The following is an 18576-nucleotide window of genomic DNA, read 5'->3' on the forward strand; positions in this document are numbered from 1 at the left end:
AAACCGCCGGTGAGGTGCGAGTAGCCGTAGATCCCGCTGGTGGGGTGGCCGAAGAACTTCTCCGAGATGCCGGCGTTGGGGTTGCTGTTCTCGCAGCACGAGTACAGCTCCGCACGGCAGGCCGCGCAGGCGCCGCAGGCGATGGGGAAGGGCACGACGACCCGGTCGCCGACGCGCAGTCCGTCGCCGCTGATGCCCGGGCCGAGCTCGACGACCTCCCCCATGAACTCGTGGCCCACGATGTCGCCCTTCTCCATGGTGGGGACGTAGCCGTCGAGCAGGTGCAGGTCGGAGCCACAGATCGCCGTCGAGGTGATCTTCACGATGGCGTCGCGGCTGCTCAGGATCGACGGCTCGGGAACGTCCTGCACCTCCACCGAGTTGCGACCCATCCAGCAGTTCGCCTTCATGTCAGGACCTCCTTCAGTTCGTCCTCGGTCAGCGGTCGGGCCGGGCGCTGGGGGAACTCGCCGCGGGCCCGCTTGCCGCCGGGCGCTCCCTCGGAACGGACGACCTCGCCGGTCTCCACGATCTGCTTGAAGCGGCGCAGGTCATCGTCCAGCTGCTGGTGCGGTTCTTCGCCGAAGTAGCGCGCCGCGGCCTTGCCCAGCGCCCCGCCGGGCAGGTCGTAGCGGAGGGTCACCTTGATCTCGGTGCCCTGGCCGCCGGGCGCGGGCGCGAAGCGGACCTCGCCGGAGTTGTCGATGTCGGCGCCGTCCACCGAGTGCCAGGCGATCAGCCGGCCGACGACGTCCTCAGTGGTCTCGGCGTCCCATTCGACCGTCTTGCCGAACGGCGCGCTGGCCCGCCAGTGGCTGGTGCGCGGGCCGGTGACGCGGACCTCGTCCAGGTGGGCCATGAAGTCCGGCAGTCGCTCCAGGTCGCTCCAGAGGCCGTGGACCTCCTCCGGGGACCGGGTGACGGTGGTGGCTGCGGTCAGTTCCACGGGAGTGCTCCTACGGGTGCGGGTCACGGCCGCGTAGACGTCCGTGGCCGTGATGGCGGTGACTGCGGCGGTCGCGGCAGCGGTGCGGCCGAAGCCGCTTCCCCTGTGGTTCCTCAGGGCCCGGGTCAGCATCGTCAGATCCATGAGGTCGCCGCCGACCCGGGCCCAGAGCCAGGCGGAGTGCGGCCGGCACAGCAGCCCGGCCGCCGCCGCCAGCTCGCGCACACCGACGGCAGTCGTGGCCGAGCGGCGCCGGGAGGTGGCGTCCAGGCCCAGGGCCCGGACGAAGCCCGCCAGGGCGACGACCTGGGGCACGCCCAGGAGCGCGCTGGCCCAGCCGAGGCCGCGCACGAGCGGATCGTCGCGCGGAGGGGAGGTGGAGCGGGTGTCTGTCTTCATGAGTGCTTCTCACGTGCGGTCGGATGGACGGAGGACGAGCCGCTCGGGTGGGAAGACGAGGCGCACGGCGGCCGATCGCGGCCGCTCGGGCACGGCGGGAGCGCCGACGGCCGCCCGGAGGGCCGCTCCCGGAGACCTCCCTTTCGCGGTTGCCACGGCATGACTGCGGGACGGCGATGACGAGCCGGCGCAAGAGCCCGCCGTCCGAAAGCCGACACGACGGCGCCCGGACCTCCGGTACGCCGCTACGCCCATCCCACCCGGATCAGGTGGCACGGGGGCCGCCGCCACCGGACCCGCCAGGCTGAGCCTCGGCGCTCCGGCGGCGTGCCATGCGGCTGCCCGCCGGTCCGGGCGCGAAACACCCCCCACCGATGGACTGGCCTCTGCGCCCGCGCCTGTGCGCGATGTGGGGATCCGGCACTCCGGTCCGTACGGCTGCCCCGGCGCGGACACGCTCCGGCCTGGCGCGCGGCCCCCTACGGACGAAACGCCCGGTAAAGGGTGACGTGTTCTGTCAGTTTTGCCGTGAACGATGGATGACATGAGCAACGAGGACATCACCACCCGGAACACTTCGATGACCGCGCAGGCAGGCGCGACGGGTCCGCTCACGGGGCGGATTGCGCTCGTGGCGGGTGCCACCCGTGGGGCGGGGCGGGCGCAGGCCGTGGAGCTGGGCCGGGCCGGTGCGACCGTGTACGTCACCGGCCGTACCACCCGGGCCCGGGCCAGCGAGGTCGGCCGGACCACCGAGACCATCGAGGAGACCGCCGAACTCGTCTCCGCAGCGGGCGGCACCGGGATCGCGGTTCCCACCGACCATCTCGACGAAGCCCAGGTACGCGCCCTCGTCGAGCGGATCGACCGGGAGCACGGGCGGCTCGACATCCTCGTCAACGACCTGTGGGGCGGCGAACACCTTCTGGCCGCCTCCGTGTTCGGGAAGAAGAGCTGGGAGACACCGCTCGCCGACGGCCTGCGGATCCTGGAGCTCGGCGCCCGCTCGCACGTCATCACGGCGGCGCTGCTGCTTCCGCTACTGATCCGCTCCGACGCGCCGCTGCACGTGGAGGTCACCGACGGCACCGCCCGCTCCAACCGCCGCTACCGCGAGAACATGTACTACGACCTGGCGAAGAACGCCCCGATCCGCCTCGCGTTCGGGTTGGGTCAGGAGCTGGCGGAGTACGGGGGCGCGGCGGTCGCGGTCTCGCCGGGCTTCCTGCGCTCGGAGCAGATGCTCGCCCACTTCGGGGTGAGTGAGGAGAACTGGCGTGATGCGATCGCCCAGGAGCCGGCGTTCGCGATCGCGGAGTCCCCGAGCTACCTGGCCCGTACCGTCGCGGCGCTGGCCGCCGACCCGGACCGCGCGAAGCGGTGGAACGGCAAGTCCACCTCCAGCGGGGAACTGGCCAGGGCGTACGGGGTGACGGACGTGGACGGCAGCCAGCCGGATGCCTGGACCTACCTCGAGGACGTCGCCTGCGGCAGGCAGAGCTCCCCCGAGGACTACCGCTGATCCTCGGCTTCCGCGCCTTCCGCGGGTTCCGCCTCCGGGGGGTGCGCCTCCTGAGGGTCCGTCTCCTGAGGGCCCGCCTGGTAGAGGGCGGCCAGGGCCGCGGCGCGCTCGCGGAAGCGGGCGCGCAGGCAAGCCGGGGCCAGCACCTCGGCGTCCGCGCCGAGCCGGGCCAGCTGGTCGAAGGCGACGTCCTCGGACTCCGCCGGCAGGTCGACGGTGACCAGGCCGGCGGGGTCCGGGGCGCTCGCGGAGGCGAGCGCGTCCGCGACGGCGGCCCCGTCCACGACGGCGGGCAGCCGCCGCAGCCCCCGGCCGGTCAGCCGGACCGTGACGGTGGTGCGCAGCAGGGCGCGGGCGAAGGCGGCCGAGCGGGCCTGCCAGTGCGCTGCCAGCTCGAAGGTCGGGTCGCGCAGGAACGGCTCCTGTGCTCCGGCCGCGGGGCCGAGCGCTGTGATCCGGTCGACGCGGTAGGTACGCCAGCCGCCGTCATGGCCTTCCCGCTCGCCGGGGATGCGGGCCACGACGTACCAGGTGCCGGCCTTCAGCACGAGCCCGTAGGGCTCCACCACCCGCGTCACGACACAGGGCGGTGCGCCGTCCCGGCCCGGCCGGGCGTAGGACAGCTCGACGGCCCGGTCCGCCCACACCGCGCGGGCCAGCTCCGGCAGCAGGTCCGGGGTGGCGGGTTCGCGGAACCAGGCCGGGGCGTCGAGGTGGAAGCGGCGCACCGAGGACTCGGCGGCCTGGCGCACCGACGGCAGCAGGGTCGCGGTGAGCTTGAGCCGGGCCGTTTCCGCCGCGTCCGAGAGCCCCAGATCGTGCAACGCGGAGGGCACACCGGACAGGAAGAGCGTCTCCGCCTCGCTGGGATGGAGCGTGGTGAGCCGGGTCCGGTATCCCGCGGCGAGGAAGTACCCGCCCACCCGGCCCCGCTCCGACCGGACGGGGATGCCGGCCTCCTGCAACGCCTGGGCGTCGCGGATCACGGTCCGCTCGGAGATCTCCAGCTCGCGGGCGAGAGCGGCCGCGGTCAGGCCGGGGTTCGACTGGATGAGGAGAGCCATACGGATCAGGCGGGCGGCACGCATCCTCCAAGGATCACCGACCCGACGAACGAACGGGACCTCCTGCCGCCGCTGGTTCCCCTTGGCAGCCCGGGAGCGCTGAGCGGGGCACTTGGCCGTACGGGCCGATTATGACGCTCAGTCACCCCCTTGTGCCGCTGTGGTGGGTCAGCTCAGGTCGAAGTCGTCGGGGTGGAAGCCGAAGTCGTCGGCGGTGAATCCGCCGTAGCCGGTGCCGCTGTTGAAGCAGTCCGCGAGGGCCTGGCCGACGATGTGCTGTTGGCCGGTCTCCAGTCGAGCGCGGGCTCAGGCCGTCCATCAGCAGACGGCAGAGATGTTCCCGGCGCTCGGCAAGCATCGGGGCCTGGTCTGCGATCCGCTGCGCGCGATCGCCGACGGGTGCGGTTCTTCTGGAGCGAAGGGCTGAGCTGGCGAAGCGCCCCGGGGCAGCTCCGAGCCGGTCACAGGTGCAGGCAGGCAGCGTGCTTGCCGAACTGCCCCGCTGTGTGATCAGGTTGCGGCAGCATCGCGTGCCGGTGGCGGACTGCGTCAGGCATGGAGGTGCGGAACCGAAGGGACCGCCATCCGTGGCTTCCCGCGACGGCGACCGTGTAGTCGCCTTGAGTGTGCAGCTCTCACGAGCACATGAAGAACTGCGTCGCCAGATCAACGAGATCAGGACAAGTATCGGACACCGCCGGTTGAGCGACGACGCACTTGTCACCCATTGCCTGGCCTTCTGTACCGCGCTGACGTCGCACCATCAGGGCGAGGACACCGGGATGTTCTCCCAGTTGCTGCGCGAACGCCCGGATCTCGCCTCGACGGTCACGAGTCTTGTCGAAGATCACGGCATGATCGCCTCGATCCTGTCCCGGGTACGTGAACTCGCTGACAGGGCTGCCGAATCACGCGGCCCGACCCTGGAAGCGATCGGGCGTGAGCTTGACGGATTGGCGGCGATCATGGAGTCGCACTTCAGCTACGAAGAGCGGACGATCAGCGAGGCGCTTGACAACGGAGTACCTGCCACGGGCTGGACCGATATGGTCTTCCGGTTCGGTACGGCCTGAGTCGACGTGGGGCCTCGGCGAGCTTCGTCATCGTCCGGCGCTGCTCGATCCGGTCCTCACGGATCGCGTTCAGCGCCTGCTGTGCCCGCTTAACACGGTGTGGATCTCGTTATCCGGTCTGATATTCCCCCAGGCAGTCGGCGCGCAAGGATGCGCGACGTAGATGCGTGGCGGGTCCAGTCCGTCGGCGAGATCCCCGGCGCGCCGCGTCGGTGAGCTTCACCTCGCAGCGGATGCAGGCCGGGCGGGCCGCTTCCCGCTCGGTCTGCTCGCGGGCGCGCGGGCGGCAGCCGCCGCTTCGCGCTCGGCGGCCAGGGCCGGTCGCCGTGCCGCCCGGCCTGGCGCTGCGCCTCGGTACCGCCTCCCCGGCGCTGGTGCTGACCGCCCTGGTCACGGCCGGCGTACCGGCCGAGGCCCTGATCGCCGGCCGCCGTCAGATCGCCAGGGGTGAGGCCCTCCGGCGAACCTTGTGGGCCCGTTGTGAAGATCGCTAACATGCCCGGAGCGGCCTCGCGGAGCGGCCCCGGGGAGCGCCGGAGAGGGGCGAACCGTGGCAGGGCTGTCGGCGTTACCCGGACGGGACGAGGAACGCGCCGCGCTGGCCCGCGCCGTGGAGGGGCTGTGCGCCGGAACCGGCGCGGTGCTCGACCTCGCGGCCGATCCCGGCCTCGGCAAGACCAGCCTGCTGCACCTGCTCGCCCGGCTGGCCGCCGAACGCGGCGCCACCGTCCTGCGGGCCCGGGCCGAAGGCCCCGCGGCCAAGCCCTACCAGGTGTTCCGCGACGCGTTGGAGAGCGGCGACCACCGCCCCGACCCCGGAGCACCGGCCGCCCTGCCCTGGGACACCGGCGCCGACCGCGACCTCCTCCGAGCCCTCCGCGACCGGTGCGCGGCCCCGGCCGGCACCGTGCTCCTGCTCGACGACTTCCACCACTGCGACCCGGCCTCCGCCCGGCTCACCGAACGTCTCCTCGGCGAACCGCCGCCGGACCGCCTGCTGCTGGTCCTCGCCCACCGTCCCCGGCAGACCCCACCCGCCCTGCTCGCGGCGCTCGACGGCGCCAAGCAGGCGGGCGCCGTCCTCCGCGTCGAACCTGCGCCGCTCACCGCCGCCGCCGTCGCCTCCCTGCTCCCGGCGGCCGACGAGCACCGGGCCGAACGGCTGCGCGCGGCCTCCGGCGGCAACCCCCGGATCCTGCACCTGCTGCTGGCCGCCGGCCCCGACCCTGATCGCTGGCCGGAACGCTCGGACGCCGCCGCCGGCCCGCTGCTGCGCGCCGCCGCGCCCCTGCTCGCCGAACTCGACGCCCTCCCCGCACCGGTCGCGGACGTGCTGGCGGCCGCCGCCGTGCTCGGCGAACCGTTCCGGCTCGGCGACGTCGCCCGGGTGGCCGGGGAGCGCACCGACCGCACCGCCGACGCGCTCGCCGAACTCGCCCGGGCCGACCTGGTCCGCTCGCTCGGACCCGGCGGCGACCTGGCCTTCCGCCACCCCGTGCTCGGCCGCCTGGTCCACCACCGGCTCAACCCCGGCCTGCGGCTGAACGCCCACCGCCGGGCCCTCGCGCTGCTGGAGGCGCGCGGCGCACCGGCCACCGCCCGGGCCCGGCACGCCGAGCAGCTGCTGCTCGACGGAGGCCCGGCCGAGGCCCTCCCCGTGCTCGTCGAGGGCGCGGCCGAGGTCCTCGTCCGCTCGCCCGCCACCGCCGCCCGCTGGCTGCGGGCCGCGCTGGAGGCCGCGCCCGCCGACACCCACGACGTGCGGACCAGGGTCGGCCTGGCGCTGGACCGCTGCCGGGCCCTCACCGCCGCCGGCCGGCTGGAGCAGGCCCGGGCGCTCGGCCACGAGATCCTGCGGACGCCCGGCGGGCTGCCGGCGCCGCTCGACGTCCAGGCCCTCGCGGTCTGCGTCGGCGTCGAACGGCTGCTCGGCCGGTACGCCGAGGCGGACGCGATGGCCCGCACCGTCGTCGACCGGCTGCCCCGCCCGCTGCCCGCCCCGCTGCCCGCCGCCACCGCCGACCTGGTCTTCGACTACGGCCTGCTGCACGCCGTCCGCGGCACCGCGGCCGAGGTCCGCGCGCTCGCGCACGAGGGCGCCACCGCCGCCGCGGCCACCCCCGGCGGCGAGGACGGCGGCACCGCGTTCCGCGTCCTCGCCGCCTTCTGCGACAGCTACGCAGGGGACTTCGCCCTGGCCGAGCCCGAGATCGAGCGGTGCGGCCGGCTCGTCGACGCCCGCCCCGACACCGTCGTCGGCCGCGCCCCCGACGTCCTGGCCCTGCTCGGCTGCGCCGAGCTGTACCTGGAACGCTTCACCGACGCCCACCGGCACCTCAGCCGCGGCCTGGCCACCGCCAGCGGCGGCGCCCACAAGCACCTCGCGGTCAACCACCTGCTCGGCCTGTCGATCCTGGACCAGTGGGCCGGCCGGCTCGACCTGGCGCAGCGGCACGCCCGCGAGGCCGAACGGCTGGGTACCGAGATCGGCGCTCCCGACGTCGTCGGCCTGGCCATGGCGATGCGCGCCAGCGCGCTCCTGTGGGCGGCGCCCCGGCGCCGGACCGCCGAGGTGGTCGAGCTGGCCGAGCAGGGCCTGCGGCACACCGTCCCCGGCACCGGCTGGTGGGCCGGTTCCGCCGTCGGGCTGCTGGCCCAGGCCCGGCTGGTCGGCGGCGACCCGGCCGCCTGCCTGCGCACCCTGCTGGAGGAGAGCGGCGGCGAGGACCTGCACCTGCTCCAACCGGCCGCCCACCCCTCGCTGTTCGCGCTGATGACCACGGCCGCGCTGCTGTGCGGCGACCTCGACACCGCCCGCCGCAGCGCCCGCGCGGCGGACAGGGCCGCGGAGCGGCTCGGGCGGCTGCCGTTCCAGCAGTCCCAGGCCGACCGCGCGGCCGCCGCGATGGCGTTCGTCGAGGGCGACCCGGCGCGCGCGGCCGAGCTCGCGCTGCGGGCCGCCCGGGTGCTCCGGGGGCTGCGGATGCCCGTCCAGTACGCCTGGACGGTGATCGCCGCCGCCCCGGTCCTCGCCCAGGCGCACGGCCCCGCCGCCGCCCTGGCCGAGCTCGACGAGGCGGTCGACGCGGCGCGCGGCTGCGGGGCGCTGCGCCTGGTCGAGGACGGCGCCCGGGCACGGGCGGCGCTGACGGCCGGCGCTCCCGGTGGCTCCCCCGTCGGCCCGGCGGCCGACCCGGCAGCCCCGGCCGCCCCGGCCGCCCTGCTCGGCGCCCTGCTCAGCGCCCGCGAACGCGAGGTGGCCGAACTCGCCGCCGGCGGCCTGACGTCCCGGCGGATCGCGGAGCGCCTGGTGCTCAGCCCCCGCACGGTCGACACCCACCTCGGCAGCATCTACCGCAAGCTCGGCGTCTCCTCCCGCTCGGCCCTCGCCCGGCTGCTCCACGGCCCGGGCGATCCGGCGGGCCGGGACCCGATCAGGTAGGCACCTTGCGCAGTTCTACCGATGCCCCGGTACGGGAGCGGCCGCGAGACTCGTCGGCGACGGGGCGGGACACCGGACACCCCGCTCCCCCTCGTCCTCGAACCACCCGACCGTGGAGAGACCATGCAGCTCAAGAAGGCCCTGGGCGCCGTCGCGCTCGGTGTCACCGTCCTGACCGCCGTGCCCGCCCTGGTGGTGCCGCAGGCGGCCGCCGCCGCCGACTGCTACACCAGCTGCGACCCCTGGGACGACCCGAACAACGTCAACGACCCGATCGTCGTCACCGGCCCCAACACGCCGCCCACCGAGGGCTGGCCCTTCCCCTGGCACGGCGGCGGTGGCGGCGCGGCCTCGGCGCACGTCTACTCGTACGGCGAGAAGGGGGAGGACAAGCAGTTCTGCCGGCAGAACAGCACCCACAGCCCGGAGAAGCTGAACGTGACCGTCCAGGTCGCCACCGGGTACAAGGTGACGGCGAGCCTCTCGGCCGAGGCCCTGAACGCCCTCAAGGCCGCCGTCGGCGCCGAGGTCAACACCACGACCACGACCACGCACAGCGTGGACGTCACGCTCCAGCCGGGCCAGAGCTTCGGGGTGTTCGCGCAGTACCAGACGGTCACCTACTCGATCACCCTGCCCGGCGGTCAGACCCAGCTGGTCGACGTGCAGGTGCCGACCAACACCATCATCGACCACTCCTGCTCGTGACCGGTCGGCTCCCGACGGCGGCACGGCGGATCAAGCCCGTCGTGCCGCCGCCCGGCGCCGAGGCGGTGCCCCCCGGGGACCGCGCACGGGCCCTCGACGCCCTGGCCGAACTGGCCGCCGCGGCGACGCACCTCGGCGACCCCGACCTGTTCCACCGGGCCCGGGCCCGGGCCCGGCTGCACCTGCGCCATGTCGGGGCGACCGATCCCCGGCTGCTCGCCGAGCAGTTGACCTCGGCGGCCGAGCACCGGATCGCGGCCGGACTGCTGGCCGTCCGCTCGGTCCGCGCCGAACTGGCCGAACGGCCTTCCACCCGGCCCCACTTCACCCCGGACGCACTCGCCGAGCTGCACCGGCTGCTGGTCGCCGCCGACCCCAACATCCCCGGCGGCGGCGGACTCCGCCGCACCACTGCCAGGATCACCTGGCCCGACGGCCGGCGCTTCGTCATCGCGGTGGCCCCGGGGCGGCCCCTGCACGGGCACATCGAACGCTGGTACCGCTGGGGCGCCCGCACCTCCTCCCCCGCGCTGGACATGGCCGCGCTCCAGATGCTGCGGCTGTTCACCGTCCACCCCTTCCCCGACGGCAACGGGCGGATCGCCCGACTACTGGCCCAGTGCGACCTGGTGGGCGCCGGACTACTGCCGGGGCTGCTGCTCGACCTGGACGGCTGGGTCGACGCCAACCGGGACGCCCACGACCGGGCCGTGGTCGCGGCGGCCGAGGGCGACCTGCCGCAGTGGGGCACGCTGTTCGCCCGGGCGGTCACCGAAACCGCCCGCCACCGCACCGCCACCCTCGCCGAGCACCGTCGGATCCTCGTCGCCGCCACCGCCCGCGCCGGCGACGACCCGACGGCGGTCGCGGTCCTGGAGGCGTTCCGCTCCGCCCCCGCCGTTTCGGCCGAGTCCCTGCGCGACCTGGTCCCGCACGACCCGCGCCCCGCCCTCACCCGCCTGCGGACCGCCGGGATCCTCACCCCGCACCCCCGCCTGCCCGGCGGCGCCCTGACCGAACCCCGCCTGCTGGCCCTCCTCGACGCCCCGTACGCGCCGCCGGCGGACCGCTGACGGTCGCTCAGCGGCGGGGCCTCCCGGGGGGGGGGGCCCCCGGCCCCTGCCCCCCCCCGCCGGTCACGGCGAACCGGGCGACGGCGGCGACGCGGACGGCGACGGCGACGCCACCGCCGTCCGCGGGTAGGAGCAGCCCGGCGGAAGCGCCTGCTCGCCCTTCGCCACCCAGTAGGTGTCCGGCGTGGTCGGGCACGGCAGCGGACTCGGCCGGGTCATCGCACAGCGCGCGGCGGCCTCCCGGCCGAGGCTGCGGTACTCCCACCAGTCGGTCGGGCACCGGACGGGCGAGCCCGTCGGGGCGGGTTCGTGCTGGATGCGCCTGCATCCGCCGGTCGGGTAGTTGGAGTTGTCGCAGCTGTACTCGTCGGGCGGCGAGCACAGGGCGAACACCCCGAGCCCGCCGACCAGCAGCACGACGGAGGCCAGTCCCGCCCAGACGTCCTGCGGGCCGAATCGCCGGCCGGAACCTCCCGCGTCCATCCCGCCCCCCGGTTCACCGGACTCCACGCTCCCCCGCAGGGGGATACCCGCCCGGCCCCCGCCGTACGCCGCACCCCCCTCCTTGCACCCCCCTCCTTGCACCCCCCTCCTTGCACCCCCCTCCTTGCACCCCCCTCCTTGCACCCCGCTCCTTGCACCCCGCTGCCGTGCGCTCCTCCACCGTCCGGTGGGAGGAGGAGCGCCGGTGCCGGGTCAGGCCAGGCGGGTGGTGGCGTAGAACTCGATCGCGGTGTGCTGGTACTCGGCCAGGCCGGGAGTGACAGCCTCGTAGGCGGCGCGCCAGGACGGGTTCTGCACGCAGCCGAGGCCCATGGCGCGGAACTCCTCGGGCGTGACCGGGTGCAGCTCGGCGAGCGAGCGGTACTGGGCGTCGATCTCGGCCTGGACGGAGTCGGCGGAGGCCGGGGTGCCGGCCGCCAGCAGCTCCGCGAGGCGGATCATCCCGGCCGTTCGCTCGCGCTGGCCCGCCTCGAGCTCGGCGGCGTCCATCGTCGCGGTGCGGCGGTTGGTCGCCTCGGCGAGCTCGGGGAAGTCCTGGAGGCCGTCCTCGTACTGGTCGGGCTGGATGCCCTCGAAGAGGTTCTCCGGGCGGTTGATGGTCATGGGCTGGCCGTCCTTTCGGGATCGTTCCAGGTCGGCGAGGGTGCGGGCGACGGTGGCGGCCAGGGTGTCCAGCCGGTCCCGTTCGGCGAGGAGACGGTGGTGGTGGCCGCGCAGGGCCTCCACCTCGTCCACCTGCTCGGAGAGGATGCGGCCGATCTCCGGGAGGCCGACGCCGAGCGCCCGCAGCACGAGGATCTGTTGCAGCGCCAGGAGCTGCGTCTCCCCGTAGTGCCGGTGCCCGTTGGCGGCGATCCGGGCCGGCGGCAGCAGGCCGATCTCGTCGTAGTGCCGCAACGTCCGGGCGGTCACGCCCGACAGCCGGGCCACCTCCGCGATCGACAGGTCCATCGTCCTCGTTCCGTACCTTCGTCTCGCCGGGCCGGTCGTTCCGGCCCTGGTCATGACCGTAGAAGCTGCCGCAGCGTCAACCGCAAGCCCCGGCATTCACACCCTAGGCACACCGGGTCCGGTCCCGGCCGCAGCCGGCCCAGCAGGAGGACCTGCGGCGCGTGGCGCGGGGCGCGGGGCGCGTGGCGCGACCGGCAGCAGCAGCGAGCTGCCGACCGCATCCTGCTCGGCCGCATTCATCCACCTGAGCCGGCGCCCCATCGGTGCCGCTCACTCCCCCCAGGGCGCGGCAGTCGTGTCGAGCTCCAGACCGGTCACGCCGTGGGCCCGGCGTTCGCGGAGGAGTTCACCGCCGAGCGAGTAGCGGGGCGCGGCGGCGGCCGATCGGGCGGCGCGCTCCACGATCGCGTCGACGAGCGAGCGGACCATGGCCAGGCGGGGGTAGGCGGCGTGGATCCGCTTCTCCCACCCGGCGGTGATCTCCGCGTGGCGGCCGAAGTCGGCGACCACGCCGGCCCGGGTGAGGTGGCAGAGCAGACCGCGGCGCTCGGCGATGCCGGGCGAGGTGTGCAGGGCGATCGCCTCCCAGACGCGGTCGACGTCCGGCTCGGGGACCTCGTGCTGCCGCAGCAGGTCCGCCGCCAGGTCCGCGCCTTCCACCTCGAACCGGGCCTCGCCCTTCGCGAGGCTGCCCGTGCCCACGTCGTGCAGGACGGTGGCGGCGAACAGCAGGTCGCGGTCGTAGGCCGCGTCCGTCAGACATCCTTCGTGGGCGGCGAGGAGCTCGGCGAAGAGGAAGCTGCGCACGCTGTGATTGACGATCGGCGCGGCCTCCGAGGCGCGCACGGTGGAGAGGACGGCGTCGGCCAGAGGGCCGGTCGGCAGGTCGAGTGAGAGTTCCATGGGCGCAGGCTACGAAGCGGTCCGCCGCCCTCGACAGTGGCACGCGGGCCGTCCATCGCTAGGATCGTGCCATGTCGGTCGTTGAGGGGCACCGGGTCGCGGTGCTCGCGCTTCCCGGGGTCCTGCCGCTGGACCTCGGCATCGCGGTGCAGACCTTCGGGTCGGACCCGCACTACCAGGTCACCGTCTGCACTGATCCGTCCGCCGGACCGGTGTGCAGCGGCGGGTTCACGGTGGGCACCTCCGCGGGGTTGGAGGCGCTGCGGGACGCCGACACCGTCGTCGTCCCCGGCTACCTGGTCCCGGACGCTCCGGTTCCCGCTGCGTCGCTGTCCGCGCTGCGATCCGCGCACGCGCGCGGGGCGCGGATGGTGTCGATCTGCACGGGGGCGTTCGCCCTGGCGGCCGCCGGGCTGCTGGACGGACGCCCGGCCACGACCCACTGGCAGGACGCCGCTGCGCTGCAACGCCTGTACCCGAGGATCGAGGTCCGGCCGAACCAGCTCTACGTCGACGACGGCGACGTCCTCACCTCGGCAGGGGTGACCGCGGGCGTCGATCTGTGCCTGCACGTCATCCGACGCGACTACGGTGCCGCGGCCGCCAACGCCCGCGCCCGTTCGCTCGTCGCCCCGCCCCAGCGCCCGGGCGGCCAGGCCCAGTTCGTCGAGCGCTTCCGGCCCGCGTCCCGCGGCGAGGATCTTGCACCGGTCCGTGCCTGGATGCTCGACAACCTGGCCCAGCGCCAGAGCGTGGACGAGCTCGCCCAGCGCGCGCACATGTCCCGCCGGACGTTCATCCGCCGCTTCCAGCAGGAGACGGGCACCTCGCCGATGGCCTGGCTGACCGCCGCCCGCATCGACCGGGCGCGCGAACTCCTGGAGACGACGACCACCCCGGTCGAACAGGTCGCGCGCCTGAGCGGGCTGGGCAGCCCGGCCGCCTTCCGCGCGACCTTCCACCGCTACGTCGACACGTCCCCGGCGGGCTACCGGGCCACCTTCCGAGCCGGCCCTGCGGCGAACCGCCGCTGATCCTCATCGATGCGGGCGTCGAGGCCGCCGAGCAGATCCACGAGGGCGGGGCCGTGTCGTCATGTCCCGCGGACGCGGCGCCCCCGGGCGGGTCAGACCGCGGACTGGAACCTGGCCACCGGCACGGCGCCGGGCCGGTCCTCGTCCACGCCCGTCCGGCGGACCAGTTCACCGACGAAGGACGGTGCCCGGGCAACGAGTTCGCCGAGCGCCGGGCGCTCGGAGCCGTCGGCCGGCCCGGCTGCCGCACCGGTGGGGGTGGCGGTGTCGCTCATCGGTTGCCTCACCCTCTCAGGAGGAGTAGGCCCCGGCCCGTGGCCGAGGCCTTTCCTCCACGCTACCGATCCGAGTGACGTTCCATCAGATGGAGCCGGAGGGCGGCCGGTTCACGCAGGAGCGCACGGCGGGCGCACGCACGAGGGCGCCTGCCGGACCGATTCGGCCATCCGCCGCCCGTTCTCGCCCGACTTCAGCGACGGCGTCACGCCGCGGCTTTGTCGGCCGCCGCGTTCAGCGGCGTAGGCAGCCCGTCGTCCGCACGGCTGCTCCCGGCCCCGGGCGCAGCCGTGCGCTCACCTCTCCCCGTCGTGCCTGGCGTGCAGGTGGCCCCGCACCCGGGAACCGCGTGCGGGGCCGCTGCGGCGCCGGCTGTCAGCAGTGGGGCACGCCGGGCACGGCGTGGAACGCTCCGGCACCGTCGACGAACGGTGCGAAGGTCCAGGACGACCCGACCCCGGTGACCTGGCCGTACTGGTACACGTACGTGGTGTGGTACCAGACGTTGCCGGCGTTGCCGACGTTGTCGCCGGCCACCCAGCAGTCCGCCCAGACGTAGTCCCCGTTCGAGAGGAGCGTGCTGGTCGGGTGGTTCTGAGTGGCGTCGCCGAAGACACGTGCGTGGTAGCCGGTGTTCAGCTGGATCCACTGCGGGGCGGAGCCGTGGTTGTTCGGGTTGGGGTCGGCGACCGCCTGCGACGTCACGCCGAGGGCTGCCGCCCCGGTCAGGGCGAGTACGGCCACCAGCTTGGGCCTGATCCGGACCATTCTCATTGTTGCCTCCAACTCGATGAGCCGACGGGCTGTTTGACATCCACGGTGCCGGGTGGTGTGCCCGCCGTTCGAGTGATTCGATGAGGTTCGAAGACCCATGGCGCCGGCCGCTCGGACGGCCGGCGGCTCGCCCCCGGGGGGTACCGTGCTCTGCCTCGAAATGGACCGCGCCGTGCTCGCGAACACCCGGTTCGCGATCTCGCCGCTCGCCACCACGGTCGGCGCGCTCTGGCTCCTGCGCGACAGAGTGCCTGCAGGGGGCGGGAGTTGGCGGTGGCGGGTGCAGGACGCGGTGCGTGAGCGGAAGCTGGTGCTGTTGGGCTCGCTGTTCAGCGGTGCGTGGGACTACGTGCCGGACTTCCTGACACCGCAGCCGCAGGCTCCGGAGACCGCGGTGCAGGAGGAACTGCACGCGGTGGCGGGTACCGGTTCCGCCCGCCTGTGCTGGGAGCTGCAGGTCATGGCTCGGGGCGTCGTCGAGGAGCGTCTGGTCGGCCGGGCGGTTCCGGTGGTCATTCGCGAGGCTCTGGAACGGGGCGAACGGGACTTCGCCGAGCGGGTGGCAGCGGAGCTGTACCGGCTGTGGGAGTGGGCCATCGCCCCGCAGTGGATGGCCCTGCGCAGCCGCATGGAGGAGGACATCGCCCACCGGGCGCAGACCATCGCCCGGCACGGCCTGTCCGGCATGCTGGCCGGCCTGCACCCCCGGGTGCTGTGGGGCGAGGATCAGCTGAGCGTGGTCAGCCGTTTCCAGGGCCGGGTCCCCGGCAGTACCGGTCTGGTCCTGATGCCCTCGGCGTTCGCCACTGACCTGCGCATGGTCATCGACTCGGTCCCGGCAGCGCCCGCCGGGAGGCAGCCCATGTTCAGCTACCCCTCCCGGCCCGGGCCGGACACCGGCTCCGGGCCGACGGTGCACGTCCTGCTCGGGGTGACCCGGGCCCGCCTGCTGGCGGATCTGCACACCGCCCGCAGCACCACGGAACTGGGCGAGCGGCACTTCCTGGCCGCCAGCACGGTCTCCTACCACCTCGGCATCCTGCACCGCACCGGACTGATCACCCGCACCCGCACCGGACCACGCGTCCTGTACCGGCAGACCCCCCGCGCCGCGGACCTCCTGGCCGGCCCGGATCCCCGCTGATGGCGATGGCCATGAACCGGGCGCGGCGCACGGGCCTGTCCCCGGCCGCCGGCCATGTCCAAAAGGATGGGTGACCGTGCGCACCAGGTACGCGCGGGTATCGGCGGCATTTCGCCGCTCGGCCTGTGACCACTACAGCCAGGCGTCCTGCCCACGTCCTCGGCGTCGGCGGCGCTCATCGGGGCGGGGCGTCGAAGGCGTCGGCGGCCGGGCGCACGTGGGCGCCGACGCCGAGCGGGGTGTCGTCGGCGATGTTGTACGCCTGGCCGGCGCGGCCGCCTTCGAGTGCGGCGGTGACGGCGCGGACCGCGTCGTCACCGTCCACCCAGGACAGGGCGCGGCCGTGGTCGGCGACTGAGCCCTCCGCGTCAGCAACTGCGGCCCGTCGCGGACGCCGGGCGGAGAAACTCGGTTGCCGACGCCGATCACGTGGTGGTCTGATGCCGCGGTGGCAGGTATGAGCATCACCCTGTGTCTCCCGGCGGAAGCGGCGGAACGGGTTGAGGACGCAGTCGCCGAGGCAATGGAGCCCTTCTACCTGGATGCCCCGGGCCGGGAGGAGAACCGCATCTGGGACTCCTGGAGGATCGTCAGCCGCGCCTTCAACGTGCTGCCCGGCCATGAGGCGGACCGCCGGCTGGTCGCTCCTCGCCCCAGCCGCTGGGGATACGTCGAGCCGCCGGTCAACGACTTCGGCTGGTGCGCCGGCGGGCCGCGCGAGCTGCTGGACTTCGGGGCCTCCACCGAGGAGGCCCGGCAATTGGCGGACGCGGTCTGGCTGCACTGGCACCAGCTGGCGGCCGAGCTGCCCGCCGCCCAGCCCCATGACGTCTACTACGACCGCCATGTGACCGAGGGCTGCGCCTACCCCCGCGAACAGGCCGCGGCGGACTACTGGTCCCAGCCCCTGCTGCGCGCCTACGAAGAACACCGGGCCGCACTCTCCACCGCGCGGTACTCCTCGGGCTTCCTCCTCCTCACCGACCCGGTCGTCCAGATCGGACGGGAACCCCGGGAACGGTTCGTCGAAAGGTGGGCGGCCGTGGCTCTGCCCCGTCGCAACGTGCTCTCGCTGGGCGGCTGGTGGTACGAGGACGGCGGCCCGGTGGCGCACGGTGCCTGCCGCCACCGGGATGACTGTCCGCACCGACCCGAGCTGCCGGACGGTCAGCAGCACATCGACCGCTACCTCGTCGACCTCCCGGGTGACACCCTCCTGGTCGGCCTGCACTGCCACGTGTGAGTAGTCGTGCGGGATCGCCGCGAGCGCATGGCCGTTGCTACTGGCTTGTCATGCAGCCTTGGCCGGGTAACGGGTCTGGTCGCGGATGGGGTGGTCGGCGGCCAGGAGGCGGCGCGGTCGGCGCCGTAGCGGCTGCTGGGATCCCAAGACCCCCACAGAGTCACTCATTGAGTCGCTCATCGGTCCCGTTTCCACGTCACGGTTGGCATGAGCTGGGCAGACTGGTCCCAGGGGCGAGGGGGCGAGGTGCCAATGGTGACGGGGAGAGACAACGGGTCAGTGCGCAACACCATCAACGGTGGAGTGTTCTTGAACACCGTGGTGCAGGGACGCGACATCACCGTACAGTTGCCCCCTGCGGTGCCGACCGCTCTGGGGGCGTTACCGTCCGCAAGCCCTGCTTTTACTGGCAGAAGCCGAGAGCTCGAAACCCTGCTGAGCCTGTTGGACCCCACAGCGCAGACCGCTGCCGTCGCGGTCTGCGCCGTGGCGGGCCTGGCAGGCGTCGGAAAGACGGAGCTCGCGATCCAGGCAGCCCGCACCGCGCTCAGCCGGGGCTGGTTCCCGGGCGGCGTCCTGTTCGTCAACATGCACGGGTACGACAACGCGCGCCGGGTTGATTCGTCTGCAGCGATTCTCGGACTTCTACAGGCCCTCGGAGTACGGAACGAGCACATCCCGGCGGAGTCTCATGACCGGGCACGGCTGTATCACTCGGTGCTCAGCACGTACGGCGAGCAGAACCGAAGCATCCTCCTGCTGGTCGATAACGTTCGCAGCGCCGAAGATGTCCGGCCACTACTACCCGTCGATGGCGCCACCCGGGCCGTGGTCACCTCGCGGCACACTCTCGCCACCCTGGACGCGCGCCTGCTGGAACTCAATGTCCTCAGCCAACAAGCGGCCGTCGATAATCACGTTGGGGCAGGACAGTCGCATTGAGAACGAACCGGAAGCCGCCCGAGCCATCGTGCGACTATGCGGCTGTCTTCCGCTGGCGTTGCGCATCGTCGCGGCGCTGCTCAGCCGGGACAGTCTCAAGCCTCTCTCCGGCTTGGTGACCGATCTTTCGGACCGGGACACCGTGCTTGATGAACTCTCCGTTGCCGAGCTTGCGGTGCGAACCGCGTTCTTCCTCTCACTGTGCAGCATGACGGATCAGGCGGCGCACATGTTCCGAATGCTGGCCCTGAGCCCGGGCGCAGACATCTCCACCGATGCGGCCGTCGCCCTGAGCGGCCACACGAAGACGGTCTCCCGTCGACTCCTTGACGATCTTGCCGATGCGCATCTGATCGAGAGGGGAACGGTCCACGGGCGCTGGCGTTTCCATGACCTCATGCGCGTATTCGCAACCGAAGAGGTGGACGCACGATGTGACGCCATCCTGCGGGAGGCGGCGATCGATCGGCTGCTGGGGTACTACCTGGAGACGGCCCGATGGGCCGAATCCGAATCAAGGGATCGCATTCCCGAAGCAGAGTACAGGGCATACGCCTGGTACATGGACGAGCGCGACA

The 18576-nt window shown here is 73.5% G+C and carries 18 protein-coding genes and 1 pseudogene; 10 read left to right on the forward strand and 9 right to left on the reverse strand.

Annotated features, from left to right (window positions below; genetic code table 11):
- Together MCM47_RS37500 and MCM47_RS37505 are read right to left on the reverse strand one after the other, a co-directional pair.
- On the reverse strand, positions 1-410 hold a 410-nt coding region (locus MCM47_RS37500; protein WP_238951491.1), incomplete at its 3' end, for an alcohol dehydrogenase catalytic domain-containing protein.
- Positions 407-1345, reverse strand: coding sequence for an SRPBCC family protein (locus MCM47_RS37505; RefSeq protein WP_238951484.1), 939 nt, complete (start codon positions 1343-1345; stop codon positions 407-409). The genes MCM47_RS37500 and MCM47_RS37505, both read right to left, overlap by 4 nt.
- A 544-nt stretch (positions 1346-1889) precedes the next feature.
- Here MCM47_RS37505 and MCM47_RS37510 point away from each other — a divergent pair.
- Positions 1890-2867 (forward strand): SDR family oxidoreductase, encoded by a 978-nt coding sequence (locus MCM47_RS37510; protein WP_238951485.1) that lies wholly within the window; start codon positions 1890-1892, stop codon positions 2865-2867.
- Here the strand turns inward: MCM47_RS37510 and MCM47_RS37515 are convergent.
- Positions 2858-3955 carry a YafY family protein gene (locus MCM47_RS37515; RefSeq protein ID WP_238951486.1) on the reverse strand — a complete coding sequence of 366 codons (1098 nt, stop codon included), beginning with the start codon at positions 3953-3955 and terminating at the stop codon, positions 2858-2860. The two genes, MCM47_RS37510 and MCM47_RS37515, sit on opposite strands and share 10 nt — an antisense overlap.
- 563 nt (positions 3956-4518) lie before the next feature.
- Here MCM47_RS37515 and MCM47_RS37520 point away from each other — a divergent pair.
- The 4 genes from MCM47_RS37520 to MCM47_RS42115 all read left to right on the forward strand — a co-directional run bounded on the left by MCM47_RS37520 (position 4519) and on the right by MCM47_RS42115 (position 10227).
- Positions 4519-5004: a hemerythrin domain-containing protein gene (locus MCM47_RS37520; RefSeq protein ID WP_238951487.1), complete on the forward strand. Its 486-nt coding sequence runs from the start codon at positions 4519-4521 to the stop codon at positions 5002-5004.
- 550 nt (positions 5005-5554) lie between these two features.
- Positions 5555-8446 (forward strand): LuxR family transcriptional regulator, encoded by a 2892-nt coding sequence (locus MCM47_RS37525; RefSeq protein ID WP_238951488.1) that lies wholly within the window; start codon positions 5555-5557, stop codon positions 8444-8446.
- A 123-nt stretch (positions 8447-8569) separates the two neighbouring features.
- Positions 8570-9154, forward strand: a complete 585-nt coding sequence (locus MCM47_RS37530) for a DUF6426 family protein (protein WP_238951489.1) — start codon at positions 8570-8572, stop codon at positions 9152-9154.
- Positions 9151-10227, forward strand: a complete 1077-nt coding sequence (locus MCM47_RS42115) for a Fic family protein (protein ID WP_308222615.1) — start codon at positions 9151-9153, stop codon at positions 10225-10227. The genes MCM47_RS37530 and MCM47_RS42115 overlap by 4 nt, the downstream gene beginning before the upstream one ends.
- 63 nt (positions 10228-10290) lie before the next feature.
- Here the strand turns inward: MCM47_RS42115 and MCM47_RS37540 are convergent, their stop codons facing one another.
- The 3 genes from MCM47_RS37540 to MCM47_RS37550 all read right to left on the reverse strand — a co-directional run bounded on the left by MCM47_RS37540 (position 10291) and on the right by MCM47_RS37550 (position 12585).
- Complete coding sequence (locus tag MCM47_RS37540) at positions 10291-10710, reverse strand: hypothetical protein (protein ID WP_238951492.1); 420 nt, start codon at positions 10708-10710, stop codon at positions 10291-10293.
- Positions 10711-10923: 213 nt separating this feature from the next.
- The gene (locus MCM47_RS37545; RefSeq protein WP_238951493.1) at positions 10924-11682 is read right to left on the reverse strand and encodes a MerR family transcriptional regulator; all 759 of its coding nucleotides are present in this window, start codon (positions 11680-11682) and stop codon (positions 10924-10926) included.
- Positions 11683-11952: 270 nt separating this feature from the next.
- Positions 11953-12585 (reverse strand): HD domain-containing protein, encoded by a 633-nt coding sequence (locus MCM47_RS37550; RefSeq protein WP_238951494.1) that lies wholly within the window; start codon positions 12583-12585, stop codon positions 11953-11955.
- Positions 12586-12656: 71 nt separating this feature from the next.
- On the opposite strand from MCM47_RS37550, the gene MCM47_RS37555 reads away from it, so the two are divergent.
- Positions 12657-13619, forward strand: a complete 963-nt coding sequence (locus tag MCM47_RS37555) for a GlxA family transcriptional regulator (protein WP_238951495.1) — start codon at positions 12657-12659, stop codon at positions 13617-13619.
- Between the two features lie 92 nt (positions 13620-13711).
- Here the strand turns inward: MCM47_RS37555 and MCM47_RS37560 are convergent, their stop codons facing one another.
- Both MCM47_RS37560 and MCM47_RS37565 read right to left on the reverse strand, forming a co-directional pair.
- Positions 13712-13894, reverse strand: coding sequence for a hypothetical protein (locus MCM47_RS37560; RefSeq protein WP_238951496.1), 183 nt, complete (start codon positions 13892-13894; stop codon positions 13712-13714).
- Positions 13895-14270: 376 nt separating this feature from the next.
- Positions 14271-14669, reverse strand: coding sequence for a hypothetical protein (locus MCM47_RS37565; protein WP_238951497.1), 399 nt, complete (start codon positions 14667-14669; stop codon positions 14271-14273).
- A 172-nt stretch (positions 14670-14841) separates the two neighbouring features.
- On the opposite strand from MCM47_RS37565, the gene MCM47_RS43595 reads away from it, so the two are divergent.
- Positions 14842-15813, forward strand: coding sequence for a helix-turn-helix transcriptional regulator (locus MCM47_RS43595; protein WP_238951498.1), 972 nt, complete (start codon positions 14842-14844; stop codon positions 15811-15813).
- 175 nt (positions 15814-15988) lie between these two features.
- Here MCM47_RS43595 and MCM47_RS37575 read toward each other — a convergent pair whose 3' ends face one another.
- Complete coding sequence (locus tag MCM47_RS37575) at positions 15989-16138, reverse strand: hypothetical protein (protein WP_238951499.1); 150 nt, start codon at positions 16136-16138, stop codon at positions 15989-15991.
- A gap of 132 nt (positions 16139-16270) precedes the next feature.
- Here MCM47_RS37575 and MCM47_RS37580 point away from each other — a divergent pair, with 132 nt between their 5' ends.
- The 3 genes and pseudogenes from MCM47_RS37580 to MCM47_RS37590 all read left to right on the forward strand — a co-directional run.
- Positions 16271-17056, forward strand: a complete 786-nt coding sequence (locus tag MCM47_RS37580) for a hypothetical protein (RefSeq protein WP_238951500.1) — start codon at positions 16271-16273, stop codon at positions 17054-17056.
- 279 nt (positions 17057-17335) lie between these two features.
- Complete coding sequence (locus MCM47_RS37585) at positions 17336-17998, forward strand: AAA family ATPase (RefSeq protein ID WP_238951501.1); 663 nt, start codon at positions 17336-17338, stop codon at positions 17996-17998.
- Positions 17976-18576 (forward strand): annotated as a pseudogene (locus tag MCM47_RS37590) (regulator); the annotation flags it as partial. The gene MCM47_RS37585 and the pseudogene MCM47_RS37590, both read left to right, overlap by 23 nt.

It is taken from the genome of Kitasatospora sp. A2-31, assembly GCF_022288725.1.
Classification (GTDB): domain Bacteria; phylum Actinomycetota; class Actinomycetes; order Streptomycetales; family Streptomycetaceae; genus Kitasatospora.

Bases quoted from the DNA above. Each gene is read 5' to 3' on its own strand.
- MCM47_RS37505 (WP_238951484.1), bottom strand. From the start codon at position 1,345: ATGAAGACAGACACCCGCTCCACCTCCCCTCCGCGCGACGATCCGCTC.
- MCM47_RS37510 (WP_238951485.1), top strand. From the start codon at position 1,890: ATGAGCAACGAGGACATCACCACCCGGAACACTTCGATGACCGCGCAG.
- MCM47_RS37515 (WP_238951486.1), bottom strand. From the start codon at position 3,955: ATGCGTGCCGCCCGCCTGATCCGTATGGCTCTCCTCATCCAGTCGAAC.
- MCM47_RS37530 (WP_238951489.1), top strand. From the start codon at position 8,570: ATGCAGCTCAAGAAGGCCCTGGGCGCCGTCGCGCTCGGTGTCACCGTC.
- MCM47_RS37540 (WP_238951492.1), bottom strand. From the start codon at position 10,710: ATGGACGCGGGAGGTTCCGGCCGGCGATTCGGCCCGCAGGACGTCTGG.
- MCM47_RS37545 (WP_238951493.1), bottom strand. From the start codon at position 11,682: ATGGACCTGTCGATCGCGGAGGTGGCCCGGCTGTCGGGCGTGACCGCC.
- MCM47_RS37550 (WP_238951494.1), bottom strand. From the start codon at position 12,585: ATGGAACTCTCACTCGACCTGCCGACCGGCCCTCTGGCCGACGCCGTC.
- MCM47_RS37555 (WP_238951495.1), top strand. From the start codon at position 12,657: ATGTCGGTCGTTGAGGGGCACCGGGTCGCGGTGCTCGCGCTTCCCGGG.
- MCM47_RS37560 (WP_238951496.1), bottom strand. From the start codon at position 13,894: ATGAGCGACACCGCCACCCCCACCGGTGCGGCAGCCGGGCCGGCCGAC.
- MCM47_RS37565 (WP_238951497.1), bottom strand. From the start codon at position 14,669: ATGAGAATGGTCCGGATCAGGCCCAAGCTGGTGGCCGTACTCGCCCTG.
- MCM47_RS37580 (WP_238951500.1), top strand. From the start codon at position 16,271: ATGAGCATCACCCTGTGTCTCCCGGCGGAAGCGGCGGAACGGGTTGAG.